Consider the following 24429-nt stretch of genomic DNA (forward strand, 5'->3'; position numbering starts at 1 on the left):
CGATGAGCACGGTCACCCTGGCGTCGAAGCGCCGCCGGTCGGCGCTTCGCACCCTCGCCTTCATGTCACCGTGGCTGATCGGATTCGCGGTCTTCTTCGCGTACCCGCTGGTCTCGACGGTCTACTTCTCGTTCATGCACTACGACGGCTTCCGGCCGCCGACGTGGAGCGGCACCAAGAACTGGACCTACGTCTTCCAGAACTACCCGCTGTTCTGGCCGGCCCTGCGCAACACCCTCTGGCTGGTCCTGGTCATGGTCACCCTGCGGGTCGTCTTCGGGCTCGGCGTGGGCCTGCTCATCACGAAGATCAGGACGGGCGCGGGCGTCTTCCGCACCCTGTTCTACCTGCCCTACCTCGCCCCGCCGGTGGCGGCGACCATGGCGTTCGCCTTCCTGCTCAACCCCGGCACGGGCCCGGTGGACTCCCTGCTGGAGAAGACCGGCATCCCGGCCCCCGGCTGGTTCAACGACCCCACCTGGTCCAAGCCGGCCCTGACCCTGCTCGCCCTGTGGGGCGTCGGCGACCTGATGGTCATCTTCATGGCCGCGCTGCTCGACGTGCCCACCGAACAGTACGAGGCCGCCGAACTCGACGGCGCCTCGCCCTGGCAGCGCTTCCGCTACGTGACCCTGCCCAACATCTCCCCGATCGTGATGTTCGCGGTGGTCACCGGGGTGATCCAGACCATGCAGTACTACACGCAGCCGCTGATCGCCGGAAAGGTCGCCTCGGGCGTGATCCAGGGCGCGGGCACGCAGTTCGAGCCGGGCTACCCGGACAAGTCCACGCTCACCCTCCCCCAGCTCGTCTACAACCTCGGCTTCCAGCGCTTCGACTACGGCTCGGCCTGCGTGGTGGCTCTCGTTCTCTTCGCCCTTTCGATGGCGTTCACCGCGTTCCTGATGCGGCGCCGGGGCGGTCTGATCCAGGCAGGTGACTGACGATGACCCAGGTACTGGACAAGCCCGTCGCGCTGAAGCCGCCCGCCTCCCCGGCCGCGCGCACGGCCCGTCGCAGAGCCGCCCTGGAGTGGATCGCCGTCCACGCCCTCGGCGTGGCGGCCGCGCTCTTCTTCGCCCTCCCCTTCGTCTTCGTCCTGCTGACCTCGCTGATGAGCGACAGTCAGGCGCTCAGCCGCGACCTGATCCCGCACACCTGGGAATGGGGCAACTACAGCAAGGTCTTCCACACCCCGGGGTTCCTCACCTGGTGGCGGAACACGCTCCTGTACGCCGGAGCCGGCACGGTCCTGACGGCCGCGTCCTCGATCCCCGTGGCCTACGCCCTCGCCAAGTTCCGCTTCCGGGGCCGCAATCTGTCGCTCATGCTGGTGATCTCGATGATGATGCTGCCCCCGCAGGTGATCATCATCCCCATGTACCTGTTCTGGGCCCAGCAGCTGGACCTGTCCGGCACGCTGTGGCCGCTGATCATCCCGATGGCCTTCGGCGACGCGTTCTCCGTCTTCCTGCTGCGGCAGTTCCTGACGACCATCCCGAACGAGTACCTGGACGCGGCCAGGGTCGACGGCTGCGGCGAACTGCGCACCCTGCTCAGGGTCGTGCTGCCCATGGCGAAGCCGGGCATCGCGGCCGTCGCCCTCTTCCAGTTCTTCTACGCCTGGAACGACTACTTCGGCCCGCAGATCTACGCCTCGGAGAACCCGGGCGCCTGGACCCTCTCCTACGGCCTGGAGTCGTTCAAGGGCGCCCACCACACCGACTGGAACCTCACCATGGCCGCGACCGTGCTGGTCATGGCCCCCGTGATCCTCGTGTTCTTCTTCGCCCAGAAGGCGTTCGTCGAGGGTGTCACGCTCACCGGAGTCAAGGGATAGAGAACCGAGGAACACAGATGAAACTCACCGTGATCGGCGGCGGTTCGACCTACACCCCCGAACTCGTCGACGGCTTCGCCCGCCTCAGGGACACCCTCCCCGTCGAGGAACTGGTCCTCGTCGACCCGGCGACGGACCGCCTGGAGCTGGTCGGCGGCCTGGCCCGCCGCATCTTCGCCCACCAGGGCCACCCCGGCCGTGTCGTCACCACCTCCGACCTGGAGGCAGCTGTCGACGGCGCCGACGCCGTCCTGCTCCAGCTCCGGGTCGGCGGCCAGGCGGCCCGCCTCCAGGACGAGACGTGGCCGCTGGAGTGCGGCTGCGTCGGCCAGGAGACGACCGGCGCCGGCGGCCTGGCCAAGGCCCTGCGCACGGTCCCGGTCGTCCTGGACATCGCCGACCGCGTCCGCCGCGCCAACCCGAACGCCTGGATCATCGACTTCACCAACCCGGTCGGCATCGTCACCCGTGCCCTGCTCCAGGCCGGCCACCGCGCGATCGGCCTGTGCAACGTGGCGATCGGCTTCCAGCGGAAGTTCGCCGCGATGCTCGACGTCGCGCCCGCCGACATCCACCTGGACCACGTCGGCCTGAACCACCTCACCTGGGAGACCGGCGTACGCCTGGGCGGTCCGGAGGGCAGGGACGTGCTGCCCGGCCTCCTGGCCGCGCACGGCGACACCATCGCCGGCGGCCTCCACCTGCCCCGCCCGCTGCTGGACCGCCTGGGCGTCGTCCCCTCCTACTACCTGCGCTACTACTACGCCCACGACGAGGTCGTGGCGGAACTGCGCACCAAGCCGTCCCGGGCCGCCGAAGTGGCCGCGATGGAGAAGCAGTTGCTGGAGATGTACGGCGACCCGTCCCTCCACGAGAAGCCCGCGCTGCTCGCCAGGCGCGGCGGCGCCTACTACTCGGAGGCGGCCGTCGACCTGGCGGCGGCCCTCCTGGGCGGAGGAGGCAGCCCGTACCAGGTGGTCAACACCCACAACAAGGGCACCCTGCCCTTCCTCCCGGACGACGCGGTGATCGAGGTCCAGGCGGCGGTGGGTCCCAAGGGCGCGAGCCCCCTGCCCGTCGCCCCGCTCGACCCCCTCTACGCGGGCCTCGTGGCGGCCGTCACCGCCTACGAGGACCTGGCCCTGGAGGCGGCCCTGCGCGGCGGCCGCGAGCGCGTCTTCCGCGCACTGCTCGCGCACCCCCTCGTCGGTCAGTACGGGTACGCCGAGACCCTCACCGACCAGCTGATCGCACACAACCGGGAGCACCTCGCGTGGGCCTGACCGCAAGCGTCCTCGCCATCGACGCGGGCAACAGCAAGACCGACGTCGCGGTCGTGGCGGCCGACGGAACGGTCCTGGCCACGGCCCGCGGCGGCGGCTTCCGGCCCCCGGCCGTGGGTGTCGAAGCGGCGGTGGCCGGCCTCGCCCGGGCGGTGGAGGAGGCCTGCGTGACAGCGGGCGTCACCTCCGTCTCGCACGTCTCGGCCTGCCTGGCCAACGCCGACCTGCCGGTCGAGGAGGAACAGCTGGCGGCGGCCCTGCACGCGCGTGCGTGGGGCGCGACGGTCGAGGTGCGCAACGACACGTTCGCGATCCTGCGGGCCGGCATCGCCGAACCCCGGGGCGTCGCCGTGGTGTGCGGCGCCGGCATCAACTGCGTCGGCATGCGCCCGGACGGCCGCACCGCCCGCTTCCCCGCGGTCGGCCGCATCTCCGGCGACTGGGGCGGCGGCTGGGGCCTGGCGGAGGAGGCCCTGTGGTACGCCGCCCGCGCCGAGGACGGCCGCGGCGAGCCCACGGCGCTGGCCCGCACGCTGCCCGCCCACTTCGGCCTCCGGTCGATGTACGCCCTCATCGAGGCCCTCCACCTGAGGACCGTCGACGAGCACCGCCGGCACGAACTGACCCCCGTCCTGTTCACCACGGCGGCACAGGGCGACCCGATCGCCCACGCGATCGTCGAGCGGCTGGCCGAGGAGGTCGTCACCATGGCGACGGTCGCCCTGGGCCGCCTGGACCTCCTCACCGAGGAGACCCCGGTCCTGCTGGGCGGCAGCGTCCTGGCCGCCCGCCACCCCCAGCTGGAGGACGGCATCCGGGCGCACCTCGCCGCCCGTGCCCCGAAGGCCACCCCCCACGTGGTCACCGCCCGCCCGGTCCTGGGCGCGGCCCTCCTGGGCCTGGACCACGTGGGAGCACCGCCGGAGGCGCAGGAAAGGGCGCGAACGCACTTCGCCTCCTGACCTCGAGGCGGGGGCGCCCCGGCGCATCGCCGGCCGCGCGAGGGCGGAAGGGCCGCGGGGTGCGTACGCGGCTCGCCGCGTGCCGTGGTCCCTCCTCTGCCCGCCGTGGTTCCTCCGGGCCGTACGCCCGTGTGCGGCGGGCCGGACCGGGCCGTACGCCCGTGTGCGGCGGGCCGGACGCGCCGCCACGGCCCGGCCCGCCCACGAACCGATCACGCGGCAGTCACCCGGACCGGGGGAACCGAACCGGCTCGCCCGGCGTATTCATGGGCAGGGACACTGCGATCCGATCAAGATCCAGTGAAGGCCGGTGCGGATGTCCGTACCGGCGGGGATACTTGAGGCGATGGATGACCATGGGGGAGGTCAGCAGTGACACACTCGCCGGCGAGCAGCTCCGCACCACCACCCGGCCCCGCCCTGCCCACCTTGCCGGCCACACCGCCCCCGCCGGTGCCGCCCCCCGCCCCACCCGGAACCACCGCACCCACCGCTCCCCCACGCCGCACCGCGTTCGCCGAGGCCGTGGACCGCCTACGCGCCGCCGCCACCACCGAACCCGGCCGCCTCCGCGCCATCGGCGCCGTCCTCGCCCTGCTCCTCGTGGCCTTCGGCGCCGTCACCGCCTGGCAGACCACCGACAGGGCCACGGCGGCCGACGACGTGCTGCACCGCAGCCAGCCCCTCAGCTCCGGCGCCGCCGACATCTACCGCTCCCTCGCCGACGCCAACACCATGGCCACCAGCGGCTATCTGGCGGGCCTTCAGGAGACGCGGGCCACTCGCGAGCGCTACGAGTCCGACGTCCGCACCGCCGCCGCCGGACTGGTCACCGCCGCCGCCAACTCCGACCCCGGCTCGCCCTCCGCTGCCACCATCACCAAGCTCAACGAGCTCCTGCCGCGCTACAAGGGCCTGGTGGAGTCGGCCCGCGCCAACAACCGGCAGGGATTCCCGGTCGGCGGCGCCTATCTGCGCGCCGCCAACAACCTCATGCAGAACCGGATGCTCCCGGCGGCCGAGGACCTGTACCAGAAGGAGAACCAGCGCCTGAGCGCGGACTACGGCGACGCCACGCCCTATCCGTGGGCGGCGATCGCCCTCGGTGTCCTCACCCTGGCCGGCCTCGCCTGGGCCCAGCACCGCACCTACCGCCGCACCAACCGGGTCCTCAACCGCGGCCTGGTCGCCGCCACCGCCGCCACCACGCTCGCCCTGCTGTGGCTGGTCGTCGGCCACAGCGTGGCCCGCGCCGGCCTCAACGGCTCCTACGCCCACGGCGTCCGCTCGCTGAACGTGCTGCACGACGCGCGGATCGCCTCCCTCAAGGCCCGCAGCGACGAGAACCTGACCCTGGTCAGCCGTGGCGCCGAGACCAAGACCCTGAAGGACGGCACGGTCATGGACGCCTACGACTGGGCGTACGACCAGGAGATCGGCGCGCTCGGCGACACCCTCGCCCGCGCCGCCGCCCTCGCCGACGACCCGGCCGGCCGGGGCCCCGTACAGACCGCGAACCAGTCGATGAAGGTCTGGAAGTCCCGGCACGCGCAGGCGCGCAAGGCCAACGACTCCGGCGACTACCAGCAGGCACGCGACAAGGTGATCGGCGCCGCCGGCGCCCGGAGCCAGTCGACGGGCGTGTGCTTCGACAACGTCGACGCCTCCCTGGCGTCGGCGCTCACCCACGAGACGAGCGAGTTCAAGGACGCCGCACAGGACGGGCGGAACGCGATGACCGGCCTGCCGGTCGGTTCCGCGGTGCTCACGGTGCTCGGCGCGGCCGGCGCCCTGCTGGGCATCGGGCGCAGGCTGTCGGAGTACCGGTGACAGGGAGCGGGACAGGGGTGAAAGGAGGCGCGAGGATGCGAGTGCGACGGCTGCGGACCGGCCTGAGGGGCTGGGGCGGCGTGGGAGCGATGGCGGTCGTCTGCGCCCTGGCGCTGGCGTTCGTCCTGCTGCTGCCGCACACCCAGTCGCACGACAGCGCGGCCTCCGGCGCCGGTCACAGGGCCCCGGGCACGGCACAGGGCCTCCAGGCCAAGGCCGGCACCTGCACGGACGCCAACGCCCAGGACCAGAGCCTGGCCCCCGCGGGCGCCGACGGCCCCACCGTCGACGCCATCAGGAAACGCGGCTACCTGTCGGTCGGCGTCGACCAGAACAGCTACGGCTGGGGCTACCGCAACCCCAACAACGCCTCCGGCGCGCTGGTGGGCTTCGACATCGACCTCGCCCACCGCATCGCCAAGGACATCCTCGGCGACGCGGACAAGGTCAAGTTCCGGGCCATCCCCACCAACGAGCGCATCCCCGCGATCCGCGGCGGCCGGGTCGACATGGTGGTGCGCACCATGACCATCACCTGCGACCGGCTGAAGCAGGTGGCGTTCTCCGCCCCGTACTTCCTGACCGGCCAGCAGGTCCTCGCCCCGAGGACGTCCCCGATCAAGGGCTACGACAAGACGCTGGCCGGCCGGAAGGTGTGCTCGGCGACCGGCTCCACGGCCTACGACCACCTGGCCGCCGACAAGAAGGACGGCACGCTGCCCGCCTCCACCGACATCTCCACCACCGTCCCCAACCAGCTCGACTGTCTGGTGCGGCTGCAACTGGGCGAAGTGGACGCGGTGGTGACCGACGGCGCGCTCGCCGCCAGCCAGGCCGCGCAGGACCCGGCGGTGGAGCTGAAGGGCGGCACGTTCACCAAGGAGTACTACGGCGTGGCGATGAAGCTGGGTGCCGACGATCTGGTACGTCAGGTCAACCGGATACTGGAGAACTACCGCAAGGACGGGGGCTGGAAGGCGTCGTACGACAGGTGGTTGTCCGCCACGGCGGGTATGGATCCGGAGTCGGCCACTCCGCCGACACCGCGCTACCGGTGACCTCGGCGCCCCGCGCGGGGCGGCGAAGGCGCCACCGACCGACGTACGACCGACGGACACGACACACGGAACACAGCGAGAGGTGATCGATGGGCGGCACGGACCCCGCCGGGCCGGTGCTGGACCGGGACGAGGTGGACCGTGCGCTGGCGCGGCTCGGCCAGGAGCACGAGGCGATCGAGACCTCGCTCCTCGCCCTGCAGGACCACGCGGGCCGCAGACTTCTGGAGGGCGCCGAACTGACCGGCGTCACCCGGGAGCGCTGGGCGACGACGGAGGCGTCGATCACCCTGCTGTGGACGTACTTCGACGCCTACACGGGCGCGCTGCGCACCGCCCGTGAGATCCGCGCCCGCCGCCGCTGGTCCAGCCGCGAGGACCTGGTGGAGCTGACCGAGTTGCTGCGCGGCGAGGCGGTCACGGTCGCGGGCGCGGCGGCGGCCACGGCGAGCGTGCCGGGGCAGCACGGCGGCGCGGGACGGCTCAGCGAGACCTTCTCGCTGGCCGGTCTCGTGGACCGGATGAACGAGCTGTACGCCACCAGTCTGGACATGGTGGTCGCGGCCGACGCGGTCTGGTCGGCGCTGCCCGCCCGCATAGATCTGCTGGCCGCGGAGCTCCAGCGCACCCGCCGACTCGCGCACTCCGTCGGCGTCCGTCCCGGTGAACACCCGGCGGGCGACGACCTGGAGCGCATCACCCGCACCCTGGCGAGGCTGCGCGAGGACGTGGTCTCCGACCCGCTCGCCTTCTGGGTGCCGGCGCAGGGCAGTTCGGCCCCCGGCGGCGGCCGGCCGGACACCACGGTGTACGACCGCGAGGCGCGGGCCCTGGAGGAGGTGCGCCGGGAGATCGACGCGGTGCTCGGGGTGCGTCAGGACGCCGAGCAGCGGCTGATCAGGCTGCGGGACCTGCTCTCGCGTGCGGACCGCACCCTCGCCGAGGCCCGCACCGCGCGCGGCGAGGTGCTGGCGAAGATCGCCGCCACGGAGGTGCCGGTGGTCAGCGGCCCGCCGACCGTGTTGCAGGAACAGCTCGCCACGGCCGCCGAGTTCCGCAGACAGGCGCAGTGGCACCGGCTGTCGCCGCTGCTGGACTCCCTGGAGCAGAAGGCGGAGGACGAACTGCTGCGGGCCCGGGAGTCGTTGACGGCCGTCACGGCCCCGCTGGCGGTCCGCGCCGAGCTGCGGGGCCGCCTGGACGCGTACCGGGCGAAGGTATCCCGGCACGGCCTGGCGGAGGACCCGCTACTGGTCGAGCGGTACGACGCGGCGCGCCGCATGCTGTGGAGCGCGCCGTGCGACCTGCGGGTGGCCGAGCAGGCCGTGCTGCGCTACCAGCAGGCGGTGGCCGAGCTGCTGGGGTCCGCACGGGTGCCGCCGCAGGGCGGCCCTCAGGACGGTGACGGTAGGGGGGAGTCATGAGTCAGGCGGGGCAGTCCTGTCAGCGGCCCGGCTGCGGGGGCCGTTACGAGGACGTCGGCGGCGGCGAGCTGTACTGCGACACCTGTGGTCTGGCACCGGTGGTGTCGGCCGGGGGCGCCCCCTCCGGGGGAGGCCTGGTGGGTTCGCTGCCCACCGGGGTCACCGGCGGCGGCGGGGGCTCGCGCGGCTCGGCGGGCAGCGGCGGTTCCGGCATCAGCGGCCGTAGCGCGCGTACGTCGTCGCAGTCGTCGAAGTCGCGCCGCTCGGTGTCCGGGCGGCTGTCGCGTTCGCTGTCGGGCGGTTCGTCCAGCCGTTCGGTGTCGGTGCGCAGCTCCGGCTCCGCGGCGGGCTCCTCGAGCCGCGGCAGGCTCGGGGCGGGGCTGGTGCAGGTGCCGCAGGTACCGCGTCCGGACCCGCGTTCGATGGTGCTGGCGAACCCTGAGGTGCCCGAGCGCAAGCGGTTCTGCTCGCGTTCGGACTGCGGGGCGCCCGTCGGCCGGGCCCGTGGCGACCGGCCGGGACGCACGGAGGGTTTCTGCACCAAGTGCGGCCATCCGTACTCGTTCGTGCCCAAGCTGCGGGCGGGGGACATCGTGCACGGTCAGTACGAGGTCGCGGGCTGTCTGGCGCACGGCGGTCTGGGCTGGATCTACCTCGCCGTGGACCGGGCCGTCTCGGACCGCTGGGTGGTGCTCAAGGGCCTGCTGGACACCGGTGACCAGGACGCGATGGCGGCGGCCATCTCCGAGCGGCGCTTCCTGGCGGAGATCGAGCACGCCAACATCGTGCGGATCTACAACTTCGTGGAGCACCTCGACCAGCGCACCGGCTCCCTCGACGGCTACATCGTGATGGAGTACGTCGGCGGCAAGTCGCTCAAGGAGATCGCCAACTCCCGCCGTACGCCGGACGGCAGGCGGGACCCGCTGCCGGTGGAGCAGGCCTGCGCGTACGGCATCGAGGCGCTGGAGGCGCTCGGCCATCTGCACAGCCGCAACCTGCTGTACTGCGACTTCAAGGTCGACAACGCCATCCAGACCGAGGACCAGCTCAAGCTCATCGACATGGGCGCGGTGCGCCGCATGGACGACGACGAGTCGGCGATCTACGGCACGGTCGGCTACCAGGCGCCGGAGGTGGCGGAGGTCGGCCCGTCGGTGGCGAGCGACCTGTACACGGTGGGCCGTACGCTCGCCGTGCTCACCTTCGACTTCCAGGGCTACACGAACGTCTTCGTGGACTCCCTGCCCGACCCCGACAGCATCGAGGTCTTCCGGCAGTACGAGTCCTTCTACCGTCTGCTGGTGCGCGCCACCGACCCCGACCCGGCCCGCCGGTTCGCCTCCGCGCAGGAGATGGCCGAGCAGCTGACGGGTGTGCTGCGGGAGGTCGTGTCGGTGCAGACGGGCCGGGCCCGGCCCGCCCTGTCGACCCTGTTCGGTCCGGAACCGAAGGTCACGGACACGGAGTTGTTCCCGGCCCTGGACGGGGACGTCTCGCGGCTGGGGGCGCGACCGGTACGGCCGCGCAGGTCCCCCGCCCCGGCGCTCACACCCGGCGCCACGCCCACCGGTGACACCACGAACACCGCCGGCACCACGAACACCGCGGGCGCCGCCCTCGCCGCACCTGCCGCAGGCGCCGCGCAGGCCGCGGCCACCACGCGCCCGCCCGTCGGCGGCCCGGCCGCCTCCGGTGCGCCGGCCGCCGTGATGCTGGTCAAGCCGGTCGACGCCCCGGCGGCGGCGCTCGCCCTGCCCGTGCCGCACGTGGACCCCGCCGACCCCAACGCGGGCTTCCTCACCGGCCTGTTGACGTCGGCGCCCGGCGAGCTGATCAACGCCCTCGCGGCCGCCCCCACCCAGTCGACCGAGACCCGGCTGCGCCAGGTCCGCGCCTGGCTCCAGACCGGCGATCCGGGCCCGGCGCTGGACGTGCTGCGCCAACTGGAGGAGCAGCAGCCCGACGACTGGCGGGTCGTCTGGTACCGGGGCGTGGCCTGCCTGGTCACCGCCGACCACGAGGGCGCGGCCCTCGCCTTCGACGCGGTCTACGACGCCTTCCCCGGCGAGATCGCGCCGAAGCTGGCGCTCGGCCTGTGCGCGGAGGTCCTCGGCCAGCTCGACAACGCCGCCGAGTACTACCGCCTGGTGTGGTCGACCGACCCGAGCCACGTGGGCGCGGCGTTCGCCCTGGCCCGGGTGCAGCTCGCCGCCGGCGACCGGCGGGAGGCCGTACGGACCCTGGAGTCGGTTCCGGAGTCCTCCATCCACTACACGGCGGCCCGCGTGGCGGCCGTACGGGCGCGACTGCGGCACCGTACGGCGGTCGCGTCCGACACGCCGTTCCTGGAGGATCTGACCGCGGCCGCCGGGCAGGTGGAGGCCCTGCGGGCGTACGGCCTGGACCCGGCGCGCCGCGAGCGGTTGTCGGCGGAGGTCCTCGGCTGCGCGCTGGACTGGATACTCTCCGGGGGCAGGGCCGCCGACCCGGCCGCCCGCCGGGTGCTGCTCGGCAGCGATCTGGACGAGCGGGGACTCCGCTTCGGCCTGGAGCGTTCGTACCGCACGCTGGCCCGGCTGGCGCCCGGCGGCGAGGAGAGGATCGACCTGGTGGAACGTGCCAACCGTTACCGCCCCCGGACGTGGGTGTAGTTGATGTCGCAGATGCACCAGCAGGCCGCCCTGTCGAACTGCCCGAGCTGCGCGGAGCCGCTCGAGTCGGGTGACCGTTTCTGCGGCGCCTGCGGATACGACCTGTCCGCCTCCGCCGCCGCGTCGGGCGACACGCCGACGCTCACGATGAGCAACGGCCCGGTGCCGCGCCCGTCCGCGCCCGCCGAGGACGAGGGCGCGCGGGGCGCCGCATGGCCGCGCGCGCAGCAGCAGGACGCCGCCGCACACCCGTCGGGGACGCATCTGCCCACGGACCTCCCCGGCATGGACTCGGACGGCTCCCCGCTGCCCTCGCCGACGGCTCCCGCGTCGGGGGCGGGGGTGCGCTTCGACCGGCCGGACGAGCCCGACGAGTACCCGTTGCAGGCACCCGATCCACGGGTGGCCGCGGAGAGCGGCGCCCCGGGCGAGTCCGCCGCAGTGTGCGTGGCCTGCCGTGCGGGCCGGGTCGACAGCGACGGCTACTGCGAGAACTGCGGGCACGCGCAGCCGCGCGAACGCGACCACATGGAGCAGGAGTCGGGTCCGGTGGCCGCGGTCAGCGACCGTGGCCTGCGCCACCACCGCAACGAGGACGCGTTCGCCGTCGGCACCACGACCCTGCCCGACGGCTCGGCCGTGGCCGTGGCGATCGTCTGCGACGGCGTGTCCTCCGCGACCCGCCCCGACGAGGCCTCCCTCGCGGCCTCCCGGGCGGCGAGCGAGTTCCTGCTGGCCGCGCTGCCCCGGGGCACGCACCCGCAGCAGGCGATGCACGAGGCGATCGTCGCCGCCTCGCACGCGGTCGACTCGCTGGCCGAGGAACCCACCTCCGCGCGCGAGCACTCCCCCCACCAGAACGCCCCGGCCTGCACCCTCGTCGGCGCGGTGGTCACCGCCGGGCTGCTGGTCGTCGGCTGGGTCGGCGACAGCCGCGCCTACTGGGTGCCGCTGGACCGCACCGCACCGCCGGCCCGGCTCACCGAGGACGATTCCTGGGCCGCCCAGATGGTGGCCGCCGGCCTGATGAGCGAGGCGGAGGCGTACGCCGACGAGCGCGCGCACGCGATCACCGGCTGGCTCGGCGCGGACGCCTACGAACTGGAGCCCCACACCGCGTCCTTCAAACCGGACCGGCCCGGCGTGGTCGTGGTGTGCACGGACGGCCTGTGGAACTACGCCGAGAGCGCCGAGGAGATGGCCCAGGTCCTGCCGCCGGACGCGGCCGCGCGGCCGCTGCACGCAGCCCAGGTGCTGGTCGGTCACGCGCTCGACGGCGGGGGCCACGACAACGTAACAGTGGCCGTGCTGCCGTTCCCGGCCCCGCCGCAGGGGGCAGGATCGGCGTGAGGGACGCACGCCGGGGCGTGTGACGGGGCCCCGGCGCGTCCCTCGGGTATCCCCGTGGTGCACGGGAACGCCGGCGCGGGGACGTACGCACGGGGAAGCCCGCAAGGGGGAGGTTCCACGGGGCCGGAGGGGACCGGTCCGTACACAGCACACTCGTCAGCCCCGCTCGCGGGGGCCCGGAGGGGGATCTGGGAAGGCATGGCCAATTTCTCGAAGTCCAGCGTGCCGCGGTTCTCGGTGGACGTGTACCAGAACGAGTACCTGCCGGAGGGCGGCCGCGAGGTCAACGCCATCGTCACGGTGACGGCGACCGGCGGCGGCACCATCGGCAGCGCGGTCGCCGCCCCGCACTTGTACGCGCCCGGTCAGGGGCCGTCGGCGGCGGTGGCGATCATGGTCGACTGCTCGGGTTCGATGGACTACCCGCCGACCAAGATGCGCAACGCCCGCGAGGCCACGGCCGCCGCGATCGACACCCTGCGCGACGGTGTGCACTTCGCGGTGATCGGCGGCACGCACGTGGCCACCGAGGTCTACCCGGGCGGCGGCCGGCTCGCGGTCGCCGGTGCGCAGACCCGGGAGCAGGCCAAGACGGCGCTGCGCAGGCTCAGCGCGGGCGGCGGCACGGCCATCGGCACCTGGCTGCGGCTGGCCGACCGGCTGCTGTCGTCGGCGGACGTCACCATCCGGCACGGCATCCTGCTCACCGACGGCCGCAACGAGCACGAGGCGCCGGAGGACCTGCGGCGGACGCTCGAGGAGTGCGCCGGCCGGTTCACCTGTGACGCGCGGGGCGTGGGCACCGACTGGGAAGTGAAAGAAGTCACATCGATCGCCTCGGCGCTGCTCGGCACCGCCGACATCGTCGCCGATCCGGCGGCCCTGGCCGCCGACTTCACGCAGATGATGGAGACGGCGATGGGCAAGGAGGTCGCCGACGTCGCGATGCGGGTGTGGACACCGGTCGGGACGAGCATCCGCTTCGTCAAGCAAGTGGCGCCGACCGTCGAGGAGTTGACGGTCCGCCGCGTCGAGGCGAGCCCGCGGGCCGGGGACTACCCGACCGGCTCCTGGGGCGACGAGTCCCGCGACTACCACCTCTGCGTGGAGGTGCCCGCGGCGGCCGTCGGGCAGGAGATGCTCGCCGCACGCGTCTCGCTGATGGTTCCCCAACCGGACGGATCGGTACAGAACCTCGGCGCCCAGGGTCTGGTACGGGCCGTGTGGACCGACGACATGGTCGCCTCGACCTCCATCAACCCGCAGGTCGCGCACTACACCGGGCAGGCGGAACTGGCACAGGCCATCCAGCAGGGGCTCGATCTGCGCAAAGCGGGCGATATCGATGGGGCAACGGCCAAACTGGGCCGGGCGGTTCAGCTCGCCAGCGCCTCGGGGAACGCGGATACTGCGAAACTGCTTGCGAAGGTGGTGGACGTGGTCGACGCGGCGGCAGGTACTGTGCGACTGAAGGCGAAGGTCGAGGAGGCCGACGAGATGACTCTCGAGACCCGGTCGACCAAGACCGTTCGCGTGAAGAAGTGACGAACAAGACAGCAACAGACAGCGAGCCTGGCCCCTCGGGGTGGGAGAAATCCGGTCGAACCGGCCGGACAGGAGAGGGGGAAGCGCCGACATGCCGACCTGCCCGAACGGACACCAGTCGGGTTCCGACGACTGGTGCGAGGTCTGCGGTCACCGCATGGCCGGTGCCGTGCCACCGCCTCCCCCGGTCGGCGGCTACGGCTTTCCGCCCGCACCGGGACCCGGCGGCCCCGGTGGACCGGGCGGTCCCGGTGGACCGGGCGCTCCCGGTGCGACCGCGGCCGGAGGACGCCCGCGTCCGGCGGGTGGGCCCGGCGCCGAGCCGGAGTTGTGCCCGCAGTGCCGCACGCCCCGCGAGGGAGGTGCGCCGTTCTGCGAGGAGTGCCGTTGGAACTTCCTGACGAACACGGCCACCTCGTACACCCCCGCCGCGCCGCGCCGGCCCGCGCCCGGACCCGGTGTTCCCGGCGGACCCGGTCCGGGCGGCCCTGGTCCGGGCGGCCCCGGCGGTCCGGTCCCGGGCGCCCGGTTCCCGCAGCCGCCCGGCGGCCCGTCCTTCGGCGGCGGCGACTCCTTCGACTACCAGGGCTCCCGGCCCTCCCAGATGAACCGGCCCGCCGAACCGATCCCACCGGGCCCGCCGTTCGGCACCGAGCCTCCGGGCCGCCCCGGCGGCCCCGGCCCCTCGGGCTTCGGCGGCGACTCCGGACCGTCCGGTTTCGGTCCCGACCCCTCGCGGCCGGTCCCGCCGCCGCCCGGCCCGACGCCGCACACGGGCCCCGGTGGCCCCGGCGAGCCCGGCGGCGCCCCGCAGGCCTTCCACCGGTCCGGCCCGCCCGCCCCGCCCCCGTTCCCGCAGGAGACGAGCCGCCCGCAGAGCGGCGGTCCGTCCTTCGGCGGTGACGACGACTGGGTGATCTCACCACCGTCGTCCACGGGACCGGCCACGTCGGGCGGCCCGGGTGCCCCCGGACGCCCGGGTGCGGGCCAGGGCGGCGGCTACGGGTACCCGCAGCCCGGCGCCACGCAGGCCCCGCCCGGATTCCCGTTCCCGCCGGCCCCGCAGCAGCCGGCGACCTGGACGGCGACGATCGGCCCGGACCGCGACTACTTCATGTCGATGATGCAGCGTTCCGGCCCCGAGGCCGCGGGCCTGAACCTGCCCGCGTACTCGCCCGAGCAGCAGCGCACCCTCACCGGCAACCAGATCACCATCGGCCGGCGCCGGCACTCCACCGGCGACACCCCCGACATCGACCTGTCGGTGCCGCCGGAGGACCCGGGTGTCTCGCACCAGCACGCGGTGCTGGTGCAGCAGCCCGACGGCGGCTGGGCGGTCGTCGACCAGAACTCGACGAACGGCACCACGGTCAACGGCTCCGAGGAACCGATCCAGCCCTTCGTGCCGGTACCGCTGCAGGACGGCGACCGCGTGCACGTGGGCGCATGGACGACGATCACGATCAGGCGCGGCTGATTCCTCCGCCGGCGCCGGCCGGCCCCGGGGGATCGACGGTCAGCCCGGAAGGGGCCAGGTGTACGGTCCCTCCGGGTCGTCCAGCCACGCCCACGCCTGCTCGCCGTTCACCGTGATCCCGTAGCGTTCGCGGCCCGGGTACCCCTCGTGCTCCCACAGGGCGTACGCCTCGCCGGGGTCCAGGCCGCCGCGGGTCAGGGCCAGCAGGAAGCGGAACAGTTCGTCCTCGCGGGCCCGGGCCGGCAGCCCGTCCAGCCGCGGGGGCCGCGGCTCGGGCCTGCCCTCGCCGCGCAGCGGCACGAAGAAGGCGGGCGTGGCCAGAAAGGCGCCCTCGGCGCGCGCGGCGTCCCGCACGGTCAGGGCGAGCAGGCCGGTGGCGATCGGCGTCAGGACCCGGGCGTCCGGCCGGCACTGGGCGAGCCAGGCGCGCGGGATCGACGGCAGCGCGCAGGTGGCGATGATCCGGTCGAAGGGGGCGCGCTCGGGCACCCCGCGGGCGCCGTCGCCGGTGACCACGACCGGGTGGTGGCCCGCGGCGGCCAGGTGCCGGCGTGCCGACTCGGTGATCTCCGGGTCGAGGTCGATGGTGGTGACGAGGTCGTCGTCGCCGAGCCGGTGGGCGAGCAGCGCCGCGTTGTAGCCGGTGCCGGCGCCGATCTCCAGGACCCGGTCGCCTTCCGCCACCCGCAGCTCCGCCAGCATCTGCGCCATGAGCGAGGGCTGGCTGCTGGAGGAGACCAGTTCCCCGTCGCGCAGCCGGGTGGCCAGCGGGGCGTCCTCGTAGGCACCCCGCAGCCAGCGCTCGCGCGCCTTCGCCTCCGGGCTCTCGCCCCAGCGCCGCTCGTACCCGCCGGCGACGCCCACGTAGTAGTACGGCACGAACAGGTGCCGTGGCACGGCGGTGAACGCCTCCCGCCAGACCGGATCGGACGCCCAGGCGCCGCTGGCGTCGATCTCCCGCACCAGCGCCTCCCGCGCCACGGCGGCCGGCTCGTCCAGGCCGCCACCGCCCCTGCCCTCGTCGCCTTCGCGGCCTTCGCGAGCTCCGCGCCTCTCGTATCCCTTTTCGCCTGTGTGCGCGCCCATGCCTCCACTGTCCTGCCCACGGGCGCCACAGGCGAGCACCGTCGGTCGTCCCGGCCCCCGCGTCCCGGGTCCGGCCGTCTGAGACCATGGAGCACGTGAATGAGATTCGGCGCGGCACGCTTCAGGAGCAGACCTTCTACGAGCAGGTCGGCGGGGAGGAGACCTTCCGCCGGCTGGTTCACCGTTTCTACGAGGGGGTCGCCGCCGATCCCGAACTGCGGGCCATGTACCCGGAGGAGGACCTGGGTCCGGCCGAGGAGCGGCTCCGGCTGTTCCTGATCCAGTACTGGGGCGGTCCGACGACGTACGGCGAGCGGCGCGGCCATCCGAGGCTGCGCATGCGGCACGCGCCCTTCAAGGTGGACCGGGCGGCGCACGACGCCTGGCTTCGGCACATGCGGGACGCCGTCGACGAGCTGGGCCTGTCCGAGGAGCACGAGCGGACGCTGTGGAACTACCTGACGTACGCGGCCGCGTCCATGATCAACACTCCCGACTGAGCCCTCGCCCGCGACTCGGCCCAGCCACCCGGCCCGGTCACCCACCGCACCCGGAGGCCCGCATTCCGGTGATCGGACGCCGCATTCCGGTCACGATCCGATCAAGCTGGGGCCACAAACGCTTACCCGGGACGGTGCGCCTCTGACACCATCGGCCGGAGGTGGTCTGGACAACCGCGGGGGGAGCCGGGTGGCGGGGTTGACGGGATTCTTCCTGCTGCGAGCGCGTGCGCACCGGCTGCTGCTGGCCGCCGCGCTGCTCACGGTTCTGCTCACCACGGCCGTACTGGCGACGCTCACCGCCTACTCCGGCGCGATCGGCGACGCCGCGCTGCGCCGCTCGCTGGGCGACGCGCGCAACGCGGCCGACGCGACCCTGGTCGTCCAGGCCGAGGTGCCGCCCGAAGGGCGGGCGGCCACGGACGCCGCCGTGCGCAAGCAGGCCGAGGCGGCGTTCGACGGGCTGCCGGTGACCGTGCGCACCCTTGTGCGATCCGGACCGTACGGGCTGCCCCGCTCGTTGCAGCCGCCGGCTCAGCGGTCCGGCGACCCGGACCTGACGTACTTCGCGGCGCTGGACCCCGCGCAGGTGCGGCTCGTCTCCGGACGTCTGCCCCGCACGCACGCGAACGGTGACCTCGAGGCCGCGCTGCCCCAGTCCGCCGCGCGGCGCCTCGGCCTCGCGCCCGGCGCCCGGCTCACGCTGGCCGACCGGCTCGGCGGCCCCACGGTCCATGTGCGGATCACCGGCCTGTACCGGCCCACCCGCGCCGACGCGCCGTACTGGCGGCTGGACGACCTGGGTGGCCGAGGCGTCCGGAAGGTCGGATTCACCATGTACGGGCCGCTGCTGGCCGATCCCCGCGACCTCGCCGACGGCAGGGTGAGCACGGGACAGACCTCGTGGCAGGCGTCGGCGGACTTCTCGACGTTGACCACCGGGCGGATCGGCGCGCTGCGCGACGCCGTTGGTGACTCGGCCGCCGCGCTGCGCGAAACCGCTGTGGAGGACGGCACCCCGGACGTCACGACCGCGCTGCCCGACGTCCTGGACCGGCTCGACCGCTCCTTGCTCGTCGCCCGCTCGACCCTGCTGATCGCCGCGCTGCAACTGGCCCTGCTCGCCGGGTACGCCCTGCTCCTCGTGGCCAGGCTGCTGAGCAGCGAACGCTCCGGCGAGACCCGCTTGCTGCGGGCACGCGGCGGCTCGCGGGCCCGGCTCGCCGGCCTCGCCGCGGTCGAGGCACTGCTGCTCGCCCTGCCCGCCGTGGCCTGCGCGCCGCTGCTGGCCGACCCGCTGACCCGACTGCTGGCGGGGCAGGGCGCCCTGGCCAGGGTCGGACTGCACCTGAACGCCTCGGACACGACCGGCCGGGCAGGCGTGTGGCTGGTGGCGGCGGCGGTGGCGCTGGGCTGTGCGCTGGCGGTGACACTGCCCGCGCTGACCTCCTCTTTCGAGACCCGTCGGCGGGCCCGGGCGCTGCCCGCGCCGCTGCGGGCGGGCGCGGACGTAGGTCTGCTGGCGGTGGCCGCCGTCGCGTACTGGCAGCTGAGCCGGCAGTCGTCAGGCGCGGTCGCCGGCGACCGCGCCGGCACGCTCGGCGTCGACCCGCTGCTCGTCGTCGCGCCCGCGCTCGCGCTGCTGGCCGGCACCGTGCTCACCCTGCGGCTGCTGCCGCTGGTGGCGCGGCTGGCCGAGCGTCGGGCGGCCGGCGGGCGCGGACTGTCCACGGCCCTGGCCGGCTGGCAGTTCAGCCGCCGGCCGGGGCGCGGTGCGGGTCCGGTGCTGCTCCTGGTGCTCGCCATCGCACTGGGCATGCTGGCGATCGGCCAGGGTGCGTCCTGGGACAGGTCGCAGAACGACCAGGCCGACTTCCTGGCCGGTGTTCCGGTGCGGGTACTGGCCGCCGGGGAGGGCGAACTGGGCCGGACCGAGCAGTACGCGGCCCTCCCGCACGTCCAGGCCGCCGCGCCCGCCGTGCGCGCCACCGTCCCGCTGTCCGGCGACCGCACCGCGACCGTCCTCGCACTGGACACCGCGGACGCCGCCGACTCGGTGCTGATGCGCCGTGACCTGGCGTCCGAGCCGGTGCGGCAACTGCTGACAGGACTCGCCCCCGGAACCGCGACGGCGGGCGTCCGGATCCCCGCGGCCACGACCCGGCTGCGGCTGACCATGGCCCTGCGCACCTCCGTGCCGGACGCCCCGGCGACGTCGGCGAACCTGGCCGTCACGCTGGAGGACCACTCCGGCGTCCCGCGCCGGCTGCCGCTCGGCTCCCTGCCGGCCGACGGCCGCACCCACCCCCTGGACCTGAAGCTGCCCGCCGTCGCGGGCCCGCTGACGCTGACCGGCCTGGACCTGGAGGTCACCCAGCCCGTCGACCGGGCCGAGCAGCACCGCCTCACCGTCTCGGAGGTCGAGGCCACCGAAGCCGGCGGAACCGTGCGGCGACTGGTCGCGCCGACGGCCTGGACGGTGACCTCGGCGGGCAGCGCCCCGACCGCCTCCGCCGACGGCAGCACCGCCCCGGCGCCCCCGAAGGTGACCTCGTCCCGTCCGCTGACCGTCACCTACGGCACGGGCTATGTGCCGCGCAAGCTGTCGGAGACGGTGGGCCTGGGCACGGTCGCCGTGCGGCTGCGGGTCGCACAGCCCAAGCGGCCGGAGATCGCGGCCGTGGCCACCGACCGCTATCTGACCTCCGCGGGCGCGCATCCGGGACAGCGCGTCGAGGTGTCGTTCGCCGGCCAGAACCTTCCGGTGCGGATCGTCCGCGCGGTACGGGCGCTGCCGACCGTGGTGGGGGCCGAGCAGGACGGCGGTGCCGTGGACGCGGCGCACGACGGCGGAGGCCTGCTGATGGACCTGCGGTCGGTGAACCAGCTGCTCCAGGACCGTTACGGCGAGAGCGCGGCGGCGAGCGAATGGTGGCTCGGTGTCGACCCCCACCACGAGGCGGACGTCGCCGCGGCCCTGCGGGCGCTGCCCGACGTCGATCCGGCGCAGGTCATCGTGCGCGACGAGATCGCCCGTCAGTTGCGCAACGACCCGTTCGGCGCCGGATCCGCCTCGGCCTTCACCGCGGCAGCCGTGGTCGCCGCCGCCCTGGCCGCGGTCGGCTTCGCGGTCGGCGCGGCCGGTGCGCTGCGCGAGCGCGACGCCGAGTTCGCCGTGCTGCGGGCCCTGGGCGTCCCGCGCCGCCAGCTGGCCCGCATGCTCGCCGCCGAACAGGGTGTGCTGGTGGCCTTGGCGCTGCTGGTCGGGGTGGCCCTGGGCGGCATCCTCGCCCGGGCCGTGATCCCGTTGATCCTGCTGACCGGCCAGGCCACGAAACCGATGCCGACCGTGCTGGTCGAACAGCCGGTCGGCCGGGTCGCCCTGCTCCTGGCGGCCGTCGCCGCCGCACCGCTCGTCGTCACGGCGGTGCTGCCCCTGCGCCGGGCCGACCCGGCGGTGTCCCTTCGAGAGCGCGGAGGTGAGTGAGCTGAACCCCGTCACTCCCGCCTGGGTCCGCCTGCGGCTGCGCACCGCGCCCGGTGCCGCTGCCGCCCTCGCCGTGCTGGTGGCGGTGACCGCGTGTCTGGCCGCGATGTTCCCGCGCGCCCTCGACCGCTACGAGGACGCCGGACTGGTCCGGTCCATCGACCAGGCGACCCCCAGACGCACCACCGTGACCGTGTACGCACCCCCGGCCGGCTTCCAGGCCTCGCAGCAGGAGCAGGAGGAGGCGCTGCTGCCGCCCACCCTCGACCGGCAGTACGCCGGGGTCCTGCGCGCCGTGCGCCCGCCGCTCGTCGCCGACCTCGACCAGTCGTCGTACGGCGTGCAGACCTCCAACGACATCCCCGTCTACGACAGCTACATTCCGCAGCCCAGCGGGCTGCCCGCGAAACTGAGCCTCGTCGCGCAGAACGGACTCGCCGACCACTCCTCGGTCCGCGCGGGACGTCTGCCGCGCGTCGACGGCCGGGTGACCGCGACGACCCCCGGCGTGGAGGCCGCCGTGACCGAGGCGACGGCCAAGGCCCTGCACATCAAGGTGGGTTCGGTCGTCCACGTGCCCGCCCTGTCCCGGCCCCCGCTCGCCGTGCGCGTCACCGGCATCGTCACCCCACGCCAACCGGACGGCGCCTACTGGGCGACCACACCCCTGCTGCGCACCCCGGCGCTGGTGCGCGTGCCCTCGCCGGACCCCTACCCGCCGAGGTACTGGCTCGGCGCCCTGCTGCTGCCGCCCGGGGCCGGCCCCGCGCTGCTGGGCACCAACGGAAGACCCGTCGGCTACTGGCAGGTGGCCCCCGCCACCAGCACCGTGCACGCCCATGAGCTCGGCCGGCTGCGGTCGGCGGTCGCCTCCGTGGAGTCCGGGCCGGGCCTCGAACGGGTGCGGGCGACGACCGGCCCGGGCGCACAGGTGAGCACCGACCTCGACGACGTCCTCATCGAGTACCACCGGCTCAGCTCGGGCATCGGCCCGCTGGTCACGATCGCCGCCCTCGGCAGCGCGACCGTCGCCGTGGTCATCCTTCTCATGGCCGGCGGCCTGGCCACCGACCGCCGACGCGCCGAACTCGCCCTGCTGCGGGCCCGTGGCGCCTCCCTGCGCGGCCTGACGGGCCGACTGCTGGCCGAGACTGCGGTGGTCGCCGTGCCCGCCGGGCTGCTCGGGCTCACGGCGGCCCTGCTCGCCGTCCCCGACGGCCGTCGCCTGCCCGCGATCCTCGCCGCCGCCGCGGTCACGGCCGTGGCCTGTGCGGCGCTGCCCCTGTACGCGGCTCTCGGGCACCGCACGGTCCGCCTGAACGCCCCTCGCGAGGAGGCGGTCTCGGCGCGTCCCTCCCGGCGCCGCACGGTGGCCGAGCTGACCCTGCTGATCATCGCGGCGGCGGCGGTGGAGGCCCTTCGGCGCAGGGGCGTCACAGAGGCGTCCGCCGCGTCCGGTGACGCGGACGCCGCGAGCACCACCGGGGACCGGCTGGTGGCGCTGGCGCCCGTGCTGGTCGGGGTGATCGCGGCGCTGGTGCTGGTGCGCCTGTACCCGCTGCCGCTGCGCTGGCTGGCGCGCCCGGCCGGCCGACTGCGCGGCGCGGTGGGCCATCTGTCGCTCGCCAGGGCCGGCCGCACCCGCACCTCGGCGGTGCTTCCGCTGCTGGCGCTGCTGACCGCGCTCACCACGGCCGCCTTCGGCGGTTCGGTGCTGACCGGAGTGACCCACGCCCGCGACCACGCGGCCCTCCTCGCCGTCGGCGCCGACGCCCGCATCGAGGGAACCGGTCTCCTGCCGGCCGGGCTGGCCGAAAAGGTCCGCCGGACACCGGGGGTGCGGAACCTCGTCGAAGTGAGCGCGGACTACCAGGCCAAGGCGGGTGACGACCAGACGCAGGTGTCACTGGCGGGCGTCGTCCCGGCCGACTACGCCGCCCTGGCCCGCGGCACCGGGCTCGGCGCGTTCCCGCAGGAGCGGCTGCGGCGGACGGCCGGCGGGCGCGACGCCCCGCTGCCCGCGCTGGCCTCTCCTTCGGTCGCCCGGACCTACGGCACCCAGCCCTTCTCGGTCCGGCTGAACGACGGCACCTCGGTCACCGTACGGATCGTCCTCGTCCGGGACGAGACTCCGGCCATTCCCGGAGCCAACTTCCTGATCGTGGACCGGGCCGGACTGAGCCGCGAGGCGGCCGGCCCCAGCACGCTGTTGGTGACCGGCGGCCATCTGGACGCGGACGCCCTGCGCCGGGCGGCCGGCAAGGACGCGACCGTTCGGCTGCGGTCCGCCGAGCGGGCCCGTTACGTGGACTCGCCCCTGCAGTCCGGCGCCGAGCGCATCTACACGGCGGCCGTCGCGGCCGGCGCCGGCTACGCCGTGCTGGCGCTGCTCCTCGCGCTGCTGCGCGCCGCCCCCGAGCGCGCCGCTCTCCTCGCCCGCCTGCGCACGATGGGCCTCACCCGCGCCCAGGGCCGGCGTCTGCTCGTGCTGGAGTCCCTTCCGCAGGCCCTGCTCGCCGCGGTGGGCGGCGCGCTGACGGGCTGGGCCACGATCCGGCTGCTCTCCCCCGGTGTCGACCTGACCGGCATCGCCCTGCCGTCGAGCGCGGCGTCCGTCGGCCGGAACGCGCTGCGGACCGATCCGCTGTCGTTGATCCTCCCGGCGGTGGCGGTGCTGCTGCTGGCGGTCACGGTCGCCGTCGTGCAGGCATGGTGGACGTCCCGCCGGGGCACGGTACGGGAGCTACGGGCGGGGGACGCGAGATGAGCCCGCTGGAACACCGGGGCCGCGACGGCGGCCTCACCCGCCCCGCCCACCGTGGCCGCCGGACCCCCGATGGCCACCGCAGCCGCCCGGGCTTTCGCAATCGCCCGAGCCCCGGCCTCCCTGGCCGCCCCGGCCTCGGGGACCGCCGCAGCCGCCCTCACCGCCGTAGCCGCAGCCCTCGTGCAGGAGCTTCCCGATGACGACGCAACCCACCCTCGCCGATCTGGCCCGGCGCGTTACCGAGGACCGCACCCGGCCCGCCTACGGCCACGACGCCCTGATCAGCTGCGACCGCCTGGTCCGCATCTTCTCCGCGGACGGGGTGGAGGTGCAGGCGCTCCAAGGCCTGGACCTCCTGGTCCGCGACGGGGAGCTCATGGCCCTCGTCGGCGCCTCCGGCAGCGGCAAGTCCACCCTCATGAACATCCTCGCCGGCCTGGACACCCCCACCGCCGGCGCAGCCCGGGTCGGCGACCACGACCTGCTCGCGATGACCGCGAAGGACCGCCTGCGCTACCGCCGCGAGGTCGTCGGTTTCGTCTGGCAGCAGACCTCCCGCAACCTGCTGCCCTACCTGACCGCCGCGCAGAACGTCGCCCTGCCTATGCAGTTGTCCGGTGCCCGGGGACGCGGCCGCCGCGCGAAGACCGAACGATCGCTGGAACTGCTGGAGATGCTGGACGTCGGCGACTGCCGCGACCGGCGCCCCCACCAGATGTCCGGCGGTCAGCAGCAGCGCGTCGCGATCGCGGTGGCGCTGGCCAACAACCCGGCGGTGCTGCTCGCCGACGAACCCACCGGCGAACTGGACTCCCACACCGGCGAGCAGATCTTCGCCGCCTTCCGCACGGCCAACGAGCAGTTGGGCACCACCATCGTGATCGTGACCCACGACCAGGCGGTGGCCGGCGAGGTCCGCCGCACCGTCGCCATCCGTGACGGACGCACGTCCACGGAGGTGCTGCGCCGCAGCGAGGTGGACGCGGCGACCGGTGACGAGCGGCTGGTGAGCCGCGAGTACGCCATGCTGGACCGCGCCGGCCGCCTCCAGCTGCCCGCCGAGTACACCCAGACCCTCGGCATGCGCGACCGGGTGGCGCTGGAACTGGAGCAGGACCACATCGCGGTGTGGCCGGACGACAGCGCGAGCGACTGACCCGGACACG

General features: G+C 74.2%; 16 protein-coding genes. 15 read left to right on the forward strand and 1 reads right to left on the reverse strand.

Annotation, left to right across the window (positions count from 1 at the left end; all coding sequences use genetic code 11):
- The first annotated feature begins 2 nt into the window (after positions 1-2).
- The 11 genes from ACWDUZ_RS15165 to ACWDUZ_RS15215 all read left to right on the forward strand — a co-directional run bounded on the left by ACWDUZ_RS15165 (position 3) and on the right by ACWDUZ_RS15215 (position 15423).
- On the forward strand, positions 3-944 hold the full coding sequence (locus tag ACWDUZ_RS15165; RefSeq protein WP_451632259.1) for a carbohydrate ABC transporter permease: 942 nt from the start codon (positions 3-5) through the stop codon (positions 942-944).
- Between the two features lie 2 nt (positions 945-946).
- The gene (locus ACWDUZ_RS15170; protein ID WP_451632260.1) at positions 947-1840 is read left to right on the forward strand and encodes a carbohydrate ABC transporter permease; all 894 of its coding nucleotides are present in this window, start codon (positions 947-949) and stop codon (positions 1838-1840) included.
- Between the two features lie 17 nt (positions 1841-1857).
- Entirely contained in the window at positions 1858-3123 is a 1266-nt protein-coding gene (locus tag ACWDUZ_RS15175) for a 6-phospho-beta-glucosidase (RefSeq protein WP_451632261.1), read from the forward strand.
- Positions 3114-4085, forward strand: coding sequence for an N-acetylglucosamine kinase (locus ACWDUZ_RS15180; RefSeq protein ID WP_451632262.1), 972 nt, complete (start codon positions 3114-3116; stop codon positions 4083-4085). The genes ACWDUZ_RS15175 and ACWDUZ_RS15180 overlap by 10 nt, the downstream gene beginning before the upstream one ends.
- A gap of 372 nt (positions 4086-4457) precedes the next feature.
- Positions 4458-5915, forward strand: coding sequence for a hypothetical protein (locus tag ACWDUZ_RS15185; protein ID WP_451632263.1), 1458 nt, complete (start codon positions 4458-4460; stop codon positions 5913-5915).
- A 35-nt stretch (positions 5916-5950) separates the two neighbouring features.
- On the forward strand, positions 5951-6973 hold the full coding sequence (locus tag ACWDUZ_RS15190; RefSeq protein ID WP_451632264.1) for a glutamate ABC transporter substrate-binding protein: 1023 nt from the start codon (positions 5951-5953) through the stop codon (positions 6971-6973).
- 89 nt (positions 6974-7062) lie between these two features.
- On the forward strand, positions 7063-8397 hold the full coding sequence (locus tag ACWDUZ_RS15195; protein WP_451632265.1) for a hypothetical protein: 1335 nt from the start codon (positions 7063-7065) through the stop codon (positions 8395-8397).
- Complete coding sequence (locus tag ACWDUZ_RS15200) at positions 8394-11051, forward strand: tetratricopeptide repeat protein (protein ID WP_451632266.1); 2658 nt, start codon at positions 8394-8396, stop codon at positions 11049-11051. Before ACWDUZ_RS15195 ends, ACWDUZ_RS15200 begins: the two co-directional genes overlap by 4 nt.
- A gap of 3 nt (positions 11052-11054) precedes the next feature.
- The gene (locus ACWDUZ_RS15205; RefSeq protein WP_451632267.1) at positions 11055-12401 is read left to right on the forward strand and encodes a protein phosphatase 2C domain-containing protein; all 1347 of its coding nucleotides are present in this window, start codon (positions 11055-11057) and stop codon (positions 12399-12401) included.
- Between the two features lie 198 nt (positions 12402-12599).
- Positions 12600-13946 carry a vWA domain-containing protein gene (locus ACWDUZ_RS15210; protein WP_451632268.1) on the forward strand — a complete coding sequence of 449 codons (1347 nt, stop codon included), beginning with the start codon at positions 12600-12602 and terminating at the stop codon, positions 13944-13946.
- 91 nt (positions 13947-14037) lie between these two features.
- Positions 14038-15423, forward strand: coding sequence for an FHA domain-containing protein (locus ACWDUZ_RS15215; protein ID WP_451632269.1), 1386 nt, complete (start codon positions 14038-14040; stop codon positions 15421-15423).
- A 39-nt stretch (positions 15424-15462) separates the two neighbouring features.
- On the opposite strand, the gene ACWDUZ_RS15220 is transcribed toward ACWDUZ_RS15215, so the two are convergent.
- A complete protein-coding gene (locus ACWDUZ_RS15220; RefSeq protein WP_451632270.1) occupies positions 15463-16509 on the reverse strand; it encodes a methyltransferase domain-containing protein in 1047 nt (348 codons plus the stop codon).
- A gap of 86 nt (positions 16510-16595) precedes the next feature.
- On the opposite strand from ACWDUZ_RS15220, the gene ACWDUZ_RS15225 reads away from it, so the two are divergent.
- The 4 genes from ACWDUZ_RS15225 (at position 16596) to ACWDUZ_RS15240 (ending at position 24419) form a co-directional block, all read left to right on the forward strand.
- A complete protein-coding gene (locus ACWDUZ_RS15225; RefSeq protein ID WP_451632271.1) occupies positions 16596-17009 on the forward strand; it encodes a globin in 414 nt (137 codons plus the stop codon).
- Positions 17010-17199: 190 nt separating this feature from the next.
- Entirely contained in the window at positions 17200-20496 is a 3297-nt protein-coding gene (locus ACWDUZ_RS15230; protein WP_451632272.1) for an FtsX-like permease family protein, read from the forward strand.
- Position 20497: 1 nt separating this feature from the next.
- A complete protein-coding gene (locus tag ACWDUZ_RS15235; protein WP_451632292.1) occupies positions 20498-23263 on the forward strand; it encodes an FtsX-like permease family protein in 2766 nt (921 codons plus the stop codon).
- Between the two features lie 196 nt (positions 23264-23459).
- Positions 23460-24419 (forward strand): ABC transporter ATP-binding protein, encoded by a 960-nt coding sequence (locus tag ACWDUZ_RS15240; protein ID WP_451632273.1) that lies wholly within the window; start codon positions 23460-23462, stop codon positions 24417-24419.
- Positions 24420-24429 lie beyond the last annotated feature (10 nt).

The sequence above is a fragment of the Streptomyces sp. NPDC003393 genome (genome assembly GCF_053589015.1).

Excerpts from the sequence above, each read along its gene's own strand:
- ACWDUZ_RS15165 (WP_451632259.1), top strand. The coding sequence starts at position 3 with ATGAGCACGGTCACCCTGGCGTCGAAGCGCCGCCGGTCGGCGCTTCGC.
- ACWDUZ_RS15170 (WP_451632260.1), top strand. The coding sequence starts at position 947 with ATGACCCAGGTACTGGACAAGCCCGTCGCGCTGAAGCCGCCCGCCTCC.
- ACWDUZ_RS15175 (WP_451632261.1), top strand. The coding sequence starts at position 1,858 with ATGAAACTCACCGTGATCGGCGGCGGTTCGACCTACACCCCCGAACTC.
- ACWDUZ_RS15190 (WP_451632264.1), top strand. The coding sequence starts at position 5,951 with ATGCGAGTGCGACGGCTGCGGACCGGCCTGAGGGGCTGGGGCGGCGTG.
- ACWDUZ_RS15195 (WP_451632265.1), top strand. The coding sequence starts at position 7,063 with ATGGGCGGCACGGACCCCGCCGGGCCGGTGCTGGACCGGGACGAGGTG.
- ACWDUZ_RS15200 (WP_451632266.1), top strand. The coding sequence starts at position 8,394 with ATGAGTCAGGCGGGGCAGTCCTGTCAGCGGCCCGGCTGCGGGGGCCGT.
- ACWDUZ_RS15205 (WP_451632267.1), top strand. The coding sequence starts at position 11,055 with ATGTCGCAGATGCACCAGCAGGCCGCCCTGTCGAACTGCCCGAGCTGC.
- ACWDUZ_RS15210 (WP_451632268.1), top strand. The coding sequence starts at position 12,600 with ATGGCCAATTTCTCGAAGTCCAGCGTGCCGCGGTTCTCGGTGGACGTG.
- ACWDUZ_RS15215 (WP_451632269.1), top strand. The coding sequence starts at position 14,038 with ATGCCGACCTGCCCGAACGGACACCAGTCGGGTTCCGACGACTGGTGC.
- ACWDUZ_RS15220 (WP_451632270.1), bottom strand. The coding sequence starts at position 16,509 with ATGGGCGCGCACACAGGCGAAAAGGGATACGAGAGGCGCGGAGCTCGC.
- ACWDUZ_RS15225 (WP_451632271.1), top strand. The coding sequence starts at position 16,596 with ATGGAGCACGTGAATGAGATTCGGCGCGGCACGCTTCAGGAGCAGACC.
- ACWDUZ_RS15240 (WP_451632273.1), top strand. The coding sequence starts at position 23,460 with ATGACGACGCAACCCACCCTCGCCGATCTGGCCCGGCGCGTTACCGAG.